General features: G+C 41.4%; 11 protein-coding genes and 2 pseudogenes. 4 read left to right on the plus strand and 9 right to left on the minus strand.

What is annotated here, in order from left to right; translation table 11 throughout:
• Window positions 1–345: 345 nt before the first annotated feature.
• The 3 genes and pseudogenes from GPA07_RS17420 to GPA07_RS17430 form a co-directional block, all read left to right on the plus strand.
• A pseudogene (locus tag GPA07_RS17420) lies at window positions 346–711 on the plus strand (transposase); the annotation flags it as partial.
• Between the two features lie 379 nt (window positions 712–1,090).
• A complete protein-coding gene (locus GPA07_RS17425) occupies window positions 1,091–2,548 on the plus strand; it encodes an HNH/ENDO VII family nuclease (RefSeq protein WP_157293058.1) in 1,458 nt (485 codons plus the stop codon).
• Window positions 2,549–2,562: 14 nt separating this feature from the next.
• A complete protein-coding gene (locus GPA07_RS17430) occupies window positions 2,563–3,015 on the plus strand; it encodes an SMI1/KNR4 family protein (RefSeq protein ID WP_008357011.1) in 453 nt (150 codons plus the stop codon).
• A gap of 107 nt (window positions 3,016–3,122) precedes the next feature.
• On the opposite strand, the pseudogene GPA07_RS19175 reads toward GPA07_RS17430, so the two are convergent.
• Window positions 3,123–3,286, minus strand: a pseudogene (locus GPA07_RS19175) (IS3 family transposase); the annotation flags it as partial.
• A 229-nt stretch (window positions 3,287–3,515) separates the two neighbouring features.
• Here GPA07_RS19175 and GPA07_RS17435 point away from each other — a divergent pair.
• Window positions 3,516–4,669 (plus strand): IS3 family transposase gene (locus GPA07_RS17435; protein WP_157293059.1). Its coding sequence is split into 2 segments (ribosomal slippage): window positions 3,516–3,789 and window positions 3,789–4,669, totalling 1,155 coding nucleotides; the frame shifts between segments, so codons are not numbered across the junction.
• A gap of 52 nt (window positions 4,670–4,721) precedes the next feature.
• Here the strand turns inward: GPA07_RS17435 and GPA07_RS17440 are convergent.
• The 8 genes from GPA07_RS17440 to GPA07_RS17475 form a co-directional block, all read right to left on the minus strand.
• Window positions 4,722–6,059 carry an MmgE/PrpD family protein gene (locus GPA07_RS17440; RefSeq protein WP_008357596.1) on the minus strand — a complete coding sequence of 446 codons (1,338 nt, stop codon included), beginning with the start codon at window positions 6,057–6,059 and terminating at the stop codon, window positions 4,722–4,724.
• Complete coding sequence (locus tag GPA07_RS17445) at window positions 6,050–7,168, minus strand: amidohydrolase (protein ID WP_193352004.1); 1,119 nt, start codon at window positions 7,166–7,168, stop codon at window positions 6,050–6,052. Before GPA07_RS17445 ends, GPA07_RS17440 begins: the two co-directional genes overlap by 10 nt.
• Window positions 7,169–7,241: 73 nt before the next feature.
• Complete coding sequence (locus tag GPA07_RS17450) at window positions 7,242–7,988, minus strand: amino acid ABC transporter ATP-binding protein (RefSeq protein ID WP_008357600.1); 747 nt, start codon at window positions 7,986–7,988, stop codon at window positions 7,242–7,244.
• A gap of 12 nt (window positions 7,989–8,000) precedes the next feature.
• Entirely contained in the window at window positions 8,001–8,675 is a 675-nt protein-coding gene (locus tag GPA07_RS17455) for an amino acid ABC transporter permease (protein WP_008357602.1), read from the minus strand.
• Between the two features lie 24 nt (window positions 8,676–8,699).
• The gene (locus GPA07_RS17460) at window positions 8,700–9,494 is read right to left on the minus strand and encodes an amino acid ABC transporter substrate-binding protein (protein WP_008357604.1); all 795 of its coding nucleotides are present in this window, start codon (window positions 9,492–9,494) and stop codon (window positions 8,700–8,702) included.
• A 22-nt stretch (window positions 9,495–9,516) separates the two neighbouring features.
• Window positions 9,517–10,020, minus strand: a complete 504-nt coding sequence (locus GPA07_RS17465) for a GNAT family N-acetyltransferase (protein ID WP_157293060.1) — start codon at window positions 10,018–10,020, stop codon at window positions 9,517–9,519.
• A 17-nt stretch (window positions 10,021–10,037) separates the two neighbouring features.
• Complete coding sequence (locus GPA07_RS17470) at window positions 10,038–11,363, minus strand: LLM class flavin-dependent oxidoreductase (protein ID WP_157293061.1); 1,326 nt, start codon at window positions 11,361–11,363, stop codon at window positions 10,038–10,040.
• Between the two features lie 200 nt (window positions 11,364–11,563).
• Window positions 11,564–13,348 (minus strand): right-handed parallel beta-helix repeat-containing protein, encoded by a 1,785-nt coding sequence (locus tag GPA07_RS17475; protein ID WP_008357609.1) that lies wholly within the window; start codon window positions 13,346–13,348, stop codon window positions 11,564–11,566.
• Window positions 13,349–13,352: the final 4 nt, after the last annotated feature.

Genomic DNA, 13,352 nt, shown 5'->3' on the forward strand with positions numbered 1-13,352 from the left:
TCTCCCTTCATTTCAATGATTTAATTCTTTTAAACGTACTACTAAATTCGTCGATTTCCGATTTGATACCTTTAAAAATACACCTAAAAGATAAAATAGAATAGGGTCGTTTTTATATGTGATTGTTGTAGATCAAGATCAATTGTTCACCTGACGAAGAGAAGATCTTCTTTGACGTCATAGAGTGTATTCACTCTTATGAAGAATAAAGACATTTAAAAAGCTCATCTCCAAAGATGAGCTCAGGCTGTCGAGAAAATCTCGACAGCTTTAATTTTTTCCTTAAAGTTTCCATCCCCTCATTTTATAATAGAGAAAAGCATACTAAAGGAAGGTGTTTTTCTCATGTTCCACACTAGAAATTCTTCTCAGCACGAAGCCGAATTTGTATTGCTAGATCAACTGGTCGAAGAGGATCACCTGCTTCGTAAAATTGATCAGTACATTGATTTTTCATTTATCGCAGATAAAGTAAAACCGTATTATAGTGAGAATAAAGGTCGTCCTTCTCTTGACCCACTTATTTTGTTCAAAATGATGTTTATCGGATACCTGTATGGTATCCGCTCTGAAAGACAACTTGAAAAAGAAATTTCCTATAACATGGCGTATAGATGGTCTTTAGGTTTAAACCTCAATGCCCTCGTTCCCCATCACTCGACCATTAGCTGGAATCGTCGTACCCGTTTTAAAGATACAACGATTTTTCAATATCCAAGTCCACAATTCTCTTCAGCTGTTCGCCTCAGTTGCCCTTTAATCACACTTCTAACTTATCAATAAATAGATAGTGATTTTTTTATTTTCTCATAATCCATTTTTCACTTCTTAGCCAATAAATCCTTCGTCAGTAAAACTTCATGCGGTCGTCAGGCCTCCACTGTCTCTTTACGCAACTTAATTTTACATTTTAACCCTTGAATTTTAATTAAAACCAATTGATTTCATGAATTTTTATAAATTTATTTATCATTATAAAAATGGTATAAGAAACTGCCATTCTTAAAATAACCTTAAATTTATATTTTTTGGTGTTTTTAACCATTTTTTATATTAATATAAGTCTACAACTTATTAAGGAGTGTTTTATTTGAAAAGAAATAAAAATTTGTTAAGAACTTTAGTACCTATTTTACTAATACTAGTATTATCATTCTCTACTTTATTTGAACCTTATCAAAATAAAGCAAACGCATCATCAGATACAGAATTAGTTATTAAGATAGCAAAACTATATAAAGTAGATTCTAAAGATATTAAGAAACTTGAAGATAGTATGGAAATAATTGAAAACCCACTTTTTAAAAAATGGTTTAAAAAAGCTTATGAAGAACAAGAAAAAAATTCAAAGAAAAAAATCGCACAAATAAAAAAAGAAGGGGAAGTTGCTTATAAAAAATTATTATCTATATACAAAGATATTATTAAGTTAATTAAAGGTACTGTGAAAACAGTTGAAGGGTATAATAGATTAATTGATAACTTTGGAAAACGTATGGCTGAAATTAAGAAAGAAACTGATCAAAATTATATAGAAGTTATGAAAAGTGTAAATTCAGCAAATCGCATGACTAAACAATTGAATAAAGATATGACAGCGAATAACAGACTTATAGCTCAAGCTAACAAACAAATTATAAGTTCTATGACAAGCATTCATAATGGTCTCGATTCGGCTACAAATCAATTGAATATTGCTAATAAAGCTGCTGAAAAAGATATTAAGCAAATGCAGAAACATATCAATAGATTAAAGAATCCAAAACTCGATATTAACCCTAAATTAATTCAACTCCAAAATGTCAAAGCTAATATTTACACTTCTGAAATTCATTTATCCGCTTCTACAAGTGGGGTAGCTAATGCAGGTAAAATGTATAGTGGTTTAATGGAAAACTTTATCACAAATGTAGCCTACGTCGCTCCGGGAACTGGTGATATATTGGCCCTAAGTGAGATCTTATCTGGTAAAACACTAAACGGAACTTCCCTAACTAATACAGACATAGCTCTTAATTCTGCTGCAATTATCATGGGGCCGATGGGTCGTACAGGTAAAGTAGTAAATTCTGCACAGAGAAAATTGCTACAAAGTTCCAAAAAACCAAAATTCACATCAAAAAAAGAAAATTTAACTTGGTTAGAAAAAACAGGAAATAGATATACAGCTTATGAAGTTAAAGGGACTGTAACAGTCGCTAAAAAAGTGAAAAAAATTGATAGAAGAGTCTATAGAATGAATAATATTGACTGGAATTATAAGCCTAAAAAAGGACGCGGAAAAACAAACCTTGAACTTGCAAAAGGTGGCTACTCACCTTATGATAAAGATGGAAGTATGATTGAATTACATCACTCTATTCAAAAAGAACCTGGGGCAATGATTGAACTTTCTCAAAATAAACATACTAAATTTAAAAAGGAACTCCATGGCATCATTAAGACTGGCCAAAGTTTTCGAAATAACCCCATTTTAGAAAAACAATACAATAATTTCAAAAAGAATTATTGGAAATCTAGAGCCCAAGAGATTTTAAATAAATTATAGAAAGAGGAAACACAATGTTGGTTGAAGATATGATTCTAAATTACTTTAAAAAATATCAAGATGAAGATAGTGTAATTTATGGCAGTTTGACTGATGAGGAAGTCTCTTATATAGAAAGAGAATTAAATGTAAAGCTCCCTGAGAGTTACAAATGGTATATCAAACAATTTGGAACTGGCGGTATTTTAGGTATATGGATTGAAGGTGGATCGCCGGGCGAAATTGAAGAATCAACTGTTATTGAAACCACTCGCACTTTTCAAGAGCAAGGACTTCCTAATGGCTATGTGGTTATAGTCAATCACGGTCCTTATATGATGGTGCTTGACACAAACCAAATGAAAGATGGCGAGTGCCCAGTTCTTAATTGGTCCCCCTATGAAAAAAATACGATTTATGCCAAAGACCACTTCTTTGAATATCTTCTTTGCGAAATCATAGAAGGCATTGACTCATTTGCTGAATAATCATTAAATCTGGTCTTACCCCTGTCAAGTAGACAAATATAAAAAGCCTAAGCTGCCAGTGTGTGACGGTATTCTACCGGAGCACACTGGTTTAATTTTTTCTTGAATCAATCGTGATTATAGAATTGAATGTAATCTTCTATGCTTTTATGAAGCTCTTCTTCCGTTTGAGACGAAGAAAAGTAAGTGTCTCTGTTTTGAGATGGGAGAAAAATGATTCAATACAGGCATTATCCAGGCAGTTTCCCCTTTGGGAATGACTGCCCTTCAAACCTTACATTCTTTGGAATCGTGTTGAAATTGTTGTCCTTTTCTCGCCATAAAAAATCCCCTCCAAGTATAGTGATACAGCCAAGATATGTTCTTGGATTTTTCACACTGTCTACTTAGAGGGGACCATATCAAACGGGACTGACCCCATAAAGTGAGACAAATAAAAACACCTTTAAGTTGAAAATCGGGTATATCATACCTGAAAACAATTTGGAGGTGTTTTTTGTATGGGAACAAGAGTCAGTTACCCCGCAAGTGTAAAAGAAGAGGCGGTTCAGATGAAGTTGGCAGGAGTCTCAACAAAAGAAATCATGGACAAGCTAGGAATTAAGAATAAAACACAAGTGAAAACTTGGATGAAATGGTATCACAATGGTGAAACCCACCGGTTTCATCAACCTGTTGGAAAGCAGTATTCATACGGTAAAGGACCTGAATACCAAGATGAAAACGAGAGATTGAAAACAGAAAATCGCTATCTAAATCAACAAATAGACATATTAAAAAAGTACCGAGAATGGGAAAGGTGGTGGAAAAAGAAGCACTCGTGTCGATCTACGAAACGGTAAAAGATAAAGTGAGTGTCAGTGAATTCTGTCTGCTATTTGAAGTGGCTAAATCAACATTTTATCGTTGGAAAAAACAAGATCATCATCACTCAAAGCAACATGGGTTAATCAAGCTTATTTCAACACTTTGTAAGTTGCACAAGTATACGTATAGGTATCGTAAAATAACGGCTCTTCTACGCAAAGAAATGAAGATCAACCATAAGAGAGTACAACGAATGATGCAAACCTACGGTTTGCAGTGTCGTGTGAAAGTGAAAAAGCGTAAACAGACCGGTCAACCCTATTACATTGCAGAAAATCACTTAAAACGAGATTTTTCTGCGACCAAGCCACTTGAAAAACTGGTGACAGATATCACGTATTTGCCATTTGGGCAAAAAATGCTTTATCTATCCAGCATAAAAGATTTATATACAAGTGAGATTGTGGCTTATACGATTGGTGATAAACAGGATGTTTCTCTTGTTTTAGATACATTGAAGCAGTTAAAGACACTGCCTAAAGGCTGCGTACTTCATAGTGATCAAGGTTCGGTCTACACTTCTTATGCTTATCAAAAGGAGATAAAGGAAAAAGGCATTACCAGGAGCATGTCCCGTAAAGGGACGCCCGCTGATAATGCCTCCATCGAATCGTTTCATTCCTCACTAAAGTCTGAAACGTTCTATCTTAACAGGATTGATCGAACTACGAACACCATTGTAGAACGCACTGTCAAAGAATACATTTATTATTATAACAACATTCGTATTCAAACGAAACTAAACAACCAATCACCGATAAACTATCGGCAACTGGCTGTTTCGTAAAGGTGTTTTGATCCCTGTCTCAAAAACGGGGGTCAGTCCCCTTTTTTCTTTCTTACAACGACAAAAGATGCAAATAGAAGATTTCATTATCCTCTTCAATGACATGTAAAATCTGCCGTGCATAAGATGCGTCCGTGACACTGTTTAATTTTTGTATAATGTCTTCTGTCGATAGCGCATGTCCTGGTGCTCCCCGCGGGATATCGACCCGTTTGCTGATGGTCGTGCCATCAAATAAGGTGAGCTTCACAATCGTAAAGCGTCCTTTTGGCACTGCGTCTGGATGGGGTTCTGTCGTTTGATCATACACTCTATTTACCCGCTTCATCCATGCCCGCATCTCTGGTGAAATGGCTTTTTTCGTAAAGGCATCCAGTGATAAAGGTTGTCCAAACACCGCTAGTGCGATGACGTATTCGACACTAAATCGTCCTTCTTCACCCGTCAAAGGTGTCCTCTCAATTAGCGCTGCATCTCCGCCTGGCGGGAATATGACATCTACTTGTTTCACCTGCTCCAGTGAGAAAGTATGCTCTTTTAATAAGGATAGGATTGCATCGGCAGCATGATGCGCCGCTGAACAGAACGGATACACTTTGAACCATAGACCTGGCGAAACAATACGCCACGCCGCACCATAGCCCTCTAGCAAACGTCTTTCCGCTAGTTTCTGATCTCCATAGAGAGAAAAGAAGCCAAGCTCTCCATCCAGAACCGATTCACTCCCGCCAAAACCTGAACAAGCTAAATCCATGGACCATACGGCTGTTTTAGCGGCTAGGCCGGCTTGTAATGGCTTCATGTCAGTGCCAAATTGCTTGCGCATTCCTGCTGATTGCGCACCAGCAAAGCCGATCGCTTTCGCAAGCTCTTTCTGTGAAACTTGTTTCAAATGACCAATGGCACAGACTGCTGCAATGGCTCCGAGAGTCCCCGTATTGTGCCAGCCCCGCTCATAATGCGCCTTACCAATGGATTCCCCAAGCCTTGCCATCACTTCAACACCTGTGATGTAGGCACTTAAAAATCGGTCACCATATGCCTCCCCGTCTGTTAGCTGGGAAAGCAAGGCAGGGATGATGACCGCACTTGGATGTCCTCTCACATCTGAATGCACATCATCATAATCAAGGGCGTGAATCAGGTAGCCGTTTAGCATGGCTGCTGCTTGGCGGCTGACCTTCTTCCCTTGTCCAATGACGGGAATTTGAGCTGCTCCGCCTTCTTGTTCCACAAGTGCCATGAGCTTTTGAATTCCTTCATCCTCTTTCGCGGCAAGCGCTGCCGCCGCAGCATCTAATAGACCATTTCGAGCCATTTCTACCGCCCGCTGATCTTGAAGTGGATGAGCAGACAGTACAGACTCTGCCAATTGTTTGGTTAGTTCCATGATCGTGACTCCAATGCCCGAACTGCAAGCTCCGCAAAGAAAGCGGCGGCGACTGGAAGTGCGTCTTCATTTAACGTAAAGGCAGGGTGGTGCCACTCCTCTGTACCGCTTGTCCCCATCCATACAAAAAAGCCTGGAATGCGCTCCTGGTAAAGGGCAAAGTCTTCCCCGCCTGGTGACTGCTCTGCCTGAACGACTGTCAGATCAAGCGCACCAGCCGTTTCTTCTACAACCTTTGTCAGGCGTTCATCATTCATGACAGAAGGCAAATACGGATGCCATCTCACTTCTGCCTTTGCTCCAAACCCTTCGGCAATTCCACTGACGATTTGTTTCATGAGGTCTGGAATCATTGCTCTTACTTCCGGCTCAAACGTTCGCACGGTTCCTTCCATCTCGACACGATCAGGTATTACATTCCATGATGTGCCGCCTTGAATACGTGTGATACTGACAACCGCATGATGCAAAGAACTAATGCGGCGGCTGACAATTTGCTGAAGGGCGCTTGTGATCTGTCCGCTGATGGCAATCGGGTCGACCGTGTGATTTGGAATCCCCGCATGACCACCCGTTCCTTGAATATCAATTTCAAACCGATCGACACTCGCCATTAACGCCTTTTCTCTGATGCCAATGGTGCCGACTGGCAGATCGGGTTTATTGTGCATACCGAATATCGCATCCACCCCATCTAAAACGCCTGCCTCTATGACGTGTTTGGCCCCTTGAGCGACTTCCTCAGCCGGCTGGAACAAAATGCGGACCGTTCCCTTTATTTCGTGCTTACGTTCGTTTAATAAGACCGCCGCACCAAAAATCGAAGCCGTATGAAAATCGTGACCGCATGCATGCATTTTTCCGGGTATCTTTGAAGAAAATGGTTCGCCAGATGCTTCGTTAATCGGAAGTGCATCAATATCCGCTCTAAGGACAATCGTTGGCCCCTCTTGTTCTCCTTTGATGTCGCAGACAACCCCTGTTTGAAGGGCAGGGATATCGAGAACCGTCATTCCTTCTTCTTCTAACCAGCGGCGCAGTTTTTTGGTCGTTTCATATTCTTCAAATGACAATTCTGGATGTTCATGAAGCGATCGGCGAATGTTCATCAAACGTTTGTTTAAGTCTTTCTTTTCGATTGATTTCACTGCATTTTCACCCCTTTTAAGAATAAAAAGCAGCTTATGCTTCTTCAGCCGCTGCTTCTTTTTGGATAAATCGTTTTGTTCGTTCATTCTTCGTTTCATCAAATAGCTCTGTTGGTGTCCCCTGCTCGATAATATGACCATCAGCCATAAAAATCACATGGTCCGCCACTTCTCTTGCAAACGCCATTTCGTGTGTCACGATGATCATGGTCGTTTCTTGAATGGCAATGGATTTAATGACTTGAAGCACGCCTGAGACGAGCTCTGGATCTAGGGCTGACGTCGGTTCATCCAGCAAAATGGCATGTGGATCGACCGCTAACGCACGGGCAATCCCAATCCGCTGCTGCTGGCCGCCAGATAACGTGACTGGGTAGCTGTCAGCTTTTTGTTCTAGACCTACCTGCTTTAATAGCTCCATACCGATCTCATTTGCCTGCTGTTTCGTCATTTTCTTCGTCACAAGCAGTGACTCTGTAATGTTTTGAAGAGCTGTTTTATTTTTGAATAAATTATAGTTTTGGAACACCATAGCTGTTTGTTGACGCAGGTGATGCGCTTCTTTGCGTGTATATTTGGCCGCATTCAGCTTTGCATCGCCAATTTCAATCATACCTTCATCTGGCGTCTCTAATAAATTTAAGCAGCGCAGCAATGTTGATTTACCGGAGCCAGAAGGTCCGATAATGGCCACAACCTGCCCTTTTTGTACATCGAGATTGATTCCGTCTAACACAACAAGATCGCCGAATGATTTTTTCAAATTGGTGAGCTTGATCATGTCCACACCTCCTTAATTCCGGTAAGGTTTGCTGATTTTTCGTTCAAATAGGTCTTGCAGGGAGCTATAAATAATGGTCAGCACCCAATACACAATCCCAACCGCTAAATACGTTTCAAAGTATTTATAGTTGGCTGATGCAATCATCTTCCCTTGTGCAAACATTTCTGCCACCCCAATGGTAAAGGCAAGAGATGTTTCTTTTAAAAGACCGATAAAGGTATTCCCCGTCGCTGGAATCGCATTTCTGACTGCCTGCGGGAAAATAATTCGCACGTAAGACTGCCATCTTGTCATGCCGACAGATAAGCAGGCTTCAAGCTGCCCTTCATCCACAGAGTTAAGTGCCGCTCTGAAAATTTCTGCTAAGTACGCTGAGTTTTTAATACTTAATCCGATAATGACCGCTGTTAAGGCATCCATTGAGGTCATCGCAGGGAATAGCTGCGGAAGACCAAAATAAATGAGAAAGAGCTGAACCAAAGTTGGAACCGCTCTGAAGAAAGAAATATACAGCTTGGCAAATTGGTATAGGACAGGTATCCGGTTCTTTGTAATGAGCGCGAATACCACACCAATGATAATGGCAAATACCATGGAGACAATCGCCATGAAGATCGTTATCGGCAAGTATTGAATCAAGGTCGGAAAAACCGTCACCATATACTGCCAATCAATGTGATTCATGTCTGCTGTTCACCGCCGCTGTCTTTATTTTTTAATTGGCACTGTCACATCGTCTTTGAAATATTTCTCAGACAATTTCTTAAGTGTCCCGTCTTCTCTTAATTCTTTGATCACTTTATTGAATTCTTCTCTTAGCTTGTCATGCTTTTTATCTTTGGCAAATGGGTAGCCCACTTCTTCATAAACAATTGGATTGCCTACGATTTTCAGTGGAAGACCTGTTTTTTCAATTTGAGCCAATAATACACTGCGTCCGTTGACGTACGCATCTACACGGCCATTTGCCACTTCATTTAATACGCCGTCTTGTGTTTCATATGTTTTGATCTTGATTTTCTTGTCTGGGTCTTTGCTCTCTAGATTTTTGGCATGGTTTGAGCCAAGAACAGCCGCAACTGTTTTTCCTTTTAAGTCGTCAAGCCCTTTAATGTCATTGTTGTCTTTTTTCACGATGATTTGAGTTCCTGCGTACGCATACGTATCTGTAAAGTTGAACGTTTGTTTACGCTCATCTGTGATCGCTACTTGGTTTGATACTGTATCCAGCTTACCAGATGTCAGCTGTCCCATCAGTCCGCTGAATTCACTCAGCTGCCAGTCTAGTTTGTAGCCTAGCTTTTTCGCAATAGCTTCTGTGACTTCGACATCAAACCCTACTAGTTTGCCGTTTTCTTTATAAGCGAATGGATAGCTTTGGCCTGTAGCGCCTACTTTCAGTACTTTATCGTCTTTGCCTTCACTCTGCTTGCCCCCGCCGCAAGCTGCTAACACCGCCAGCATTGCCGCAAATAAAACAACGAGCCACTTTTTGTTTTTCATGTTCGTAAACCCTTCTTTCCTTTTATGGTTGTGTAATATCTGATCTTAATTGTTTTTTGAAATAAATGGTGATATGACCTTTGCCTAAATCCTTTTCACCTGCTTTGACGTAGCCTTTGCGCTGATACATATCCATAAGCCACGGATGCTTATCAGCTGTACCGAGAGACACATACGGTACCTTCAGTGTATCCCTCAGCACTTCGGTTTCAACCCACTCAAGTAAAGCAGAGCCTGTCCCTTTTTTCGCCGATGGTTCTGAGGCAAACCACCAAATGTGTGGAACGCCGAACGGTCCTGGCTGTTCACCCCAAGGCATACGGAGTGTTAATGTGGATAGAAGCTCTCCGTTTTCTTCTAACACATAGCAAAGGTTCTTTTGTACATTTTTCTGAACGAGAGCGAAATCTGCATGTGCTGCTTGGAACTGGATGCCGAGCTCACGAATCGGCTCGTAGGCTCTTATTGTCAGTTCAAGCAGCGCCTCTATATCTTCCTCAGTTGCCAGACGAAACGTGTATCCCAACGTTAGTCACCTCACCCTTATGTCGTGTAACGATTTTTTGGCTGTTTTAATCCGAGATTTTCTCGTAAGGTTTGTCCTGTGTATTCTGTTTTGAACAAGCCTCTTTCCTGAAGGATCGGAACGACGCGATCTACGAATACATCGAGTCCTTCTGGCAATAATGGCCGCATGACGTTAAAGCCATCTGCTGCTTCCTCAGTGAGCCATGTTTCCATTACATCTGCCAGCTGTTCAGGTGTTCCAATGAAAATATGATGACCGCGAGAGCCGGCAACAGATTGGTAGAGCTGGCGAATGGTCAGGTTGTCCTTTCTCGCCATATTCATGACAAGATCAAAACGGCTTTTCACCGCATTGGACATGCTTGGATCAATCTCTGGAAGCGGCCCGTCTAATGGGTACTGCGTCAGATCAATTCCACCTAAATAGTTTTGTAAAATACTAAGGCCAATCTCTGGAACAATCAGCTCTTGTAATTCTTCATACTTTGCTTTTGCTTCTTCCTCTGTATCGGCAATGATTGGGAAGATGCCCGGCATGATGCTGACATCCTCTCTAGCACGTCCAGCTGCCTCTACTTTCCCCTTCAAGCTTTGATAAAATTCCTTCGCTTTGGCAAGATCGTTTTGTGCCGTAAAAATGAGCTCAGCCGTTTTAGCTGCGAGCTTTTGACCATCTTCGGAAGATCCTGCTTGAATGATCACCGGCTGCCCTTGCGGCGTACGTGATACGTTGAGCGGCCCTCGAACAGAGAAGAACTCACCTTTGTGATGCAACTCATGGAGCTTACTAGGATCAAAGAATTCTCCCGTTTCTTGGTTTCTCACAAGTGCGCCTTCTTCCCAAGAATCCCAAAGACCTTTAACGACATCTACGAATTCCTCTGCCCGCTCATATCGTTTGTGATGCGCTAAATGCTCTTCTCCGCTAAAATTTTTCGCTGTTTCTTCAATAGAAGATGTGACCACATTCCATGCCGCTCTGCCGCTCGATAAATGATCGAGTGAAGCAAACTGTCTCGCAATATGGAATGGCTCACTGTATGTAGTCGATGCTGTTGCTGCTAAGCCGATTGTAGAGGTAGACTCTGCAATGGAAGAAAGCAGTGTGAGCGGTTCAAATCTTGTCAATACATTCGGATGAGAGGTATGATTAATGGATAAGCTGTCGGCTAAAAAGAGCAAATCCAGCTTTCCTTCCTCTGCCTTTTTCGCTAATTGTTTAAAGTAATCAAGGTTCATGGCTGCATCTGGTACTGCATTCGGATGTCTCCAAGAGGCGACATGATGCCCAGTTCCTGCGATGAATACGCCTAGCTTGAGCTTCCGTTTTGGCTGTGACACTTGTTCTTCATCCTTTCTATATCCTACTGTATCAAACTGAAACCATCAGAAGATACATTTTTCTGATTGAATTAATCGGTTTTATCCATAAAAAAAGGGCAAATGTTGTGAAAAATGAAAAATAATTATTACTATATGCCCTTTTCACATGATTGTCAACCGCCTTCTAAACCTCCAAAAAAAGGGATTTCACAGGGCGTTTACGGTGGGTCGATTTCAATATTTCCGATGAGCCGGTCTGTGTTGTGTGTCATCCATTGACTGCGCTCCAGCACGTTATGGGCAATCACCGAATGAGTGGAAGACATGGTGCGGAAGGCAATCGCTTTTTGAGGCGAGAAATTGATGATATTATTCCTCAGCACTCGTGCTGAGACGGTCTGGTCCAGAAAAATCGCTGTCGGCTGTCCGATGGAACGATTTAAATAAAAGCGGTTATCTCCGATTTGGGGTGAACCGTTTTTAATATACATCACCACATATAAGGATGTTTCTTCAAAGGAATTATCTTTAATTTCTAAAGGTCCTGTGGTGTTGCTGTATACGGCGTAGTTTTGATACTGTTTAAAGCGATTCCGCCAAATGAGAGCCTTTGCATTTCCTGTGACACTGATCGTATAAGAAGACGTAAGCTCTGATACTCCTTCTTGAATAAAGTGATTGCCGTTAATCCCCGCTTCTCCACCCTGCACCCATATCCCTCTGCTGAATTCCTTGAATTGATTATGTCGAATCAGGATATTTGTTCCTCTGACAATTGCTGCATCGATGACAGAGTAGATGGTATTGTTTGAAAAGACAATGCTATCTGATTGATAAATACGAAGCGATGCACTTCTGAGCCGTGTGTTTGTCCCTGACTCAATATGATTTCCTTCTATTAAAATACGATTCGCCATATATACGGACACAGCCGCATCTTCGAAAAGACTGATTTTATTCCCTGTGATGTGCACGCTGTCTCCCCTTACGTCAATGCCCTTTTCAAACCCTTCAATCATATTGCCAATAATAATGACATTGTTTTCCGTTTGATCAAGCGAGACACCTAAGCTCGTAATCCCTGCTTTTGTCACGCCCCCTCCCACTGCACGAATCAAATTATTTGCGATGATCGTTTCAGTGGCGAAGCCATAGGAGATACTGCTGTCCGTTTGATTGCCTTCAATGATCACACCATAGCCGTTGAAGTTATAAATGGCGCTTGCTGCCCCGCCTCTCACAATGTTGTTTCGGATTTGAATATTCAGCGGTTCCTCCAGATTGGTCGCATTTTCTCCATATCCTTCAATATCAATCCCCATTTTTGGCTCGACCCCGTTGACCCCTGCTCTTTCAATTAAACAATCCTCAACAATGACCCCGTCACAGCCTGTAATGGAAATATTGTTCCGCCTTGAATCCGTAATGGTGCAGCCAGAAATATGAATAGACGAAGCAGGCGAGTACGATTCAATATGGGTCAATAAACCGTGCGGACTGACAATGATGCCGTCTCCCGTACAATTTTGAATCTGTACATGATGCACATTCACATGGGAAGCACCTTCGATACACACACCAAAACCCCATTCATGGGTTTTTCTTTCAGAAGGGAGTGACTTGTACACATGCGTATCCCGGTCTCCTTCAATCCGTCCGCCTCGAATGGTCACATGCTGAACTTTTCCTATATAAAATGCCGCATATCCCCATGAATCATTTGGTTTTACTTTGATCACGGCATCTGATGCCATATCAATACAAATATGGCTAGGCACCCGTATGCCGGCATTCCGAAAAGGAAAAAATGGATCACCTCTGTACACCGCATCTATTACATACGTACCACTCGGCAGCCAGACGTGGGAGTAGCCTTGTGCTTTTGTCCATTCTAGGCATTCGTTCAGCTTCACCGTACAGTCCGTTTTCCCGTCTGCAATCACGCCAAAGTCTAATACATTGACAATGGGCTTCTTCAGATCAGATTCATTCAATTCCCCCAACCAA

Origin of the sequence: Bacillus sp. ms-22 (assembly GCF_009759805.1) — a bacterium.
Classification (GTDB): domain Bacteria; phylum Bacillota; class Bacilli; order Bacillales; family Bacillaceae; genus Bacillus; species Bacillus xiamenensis.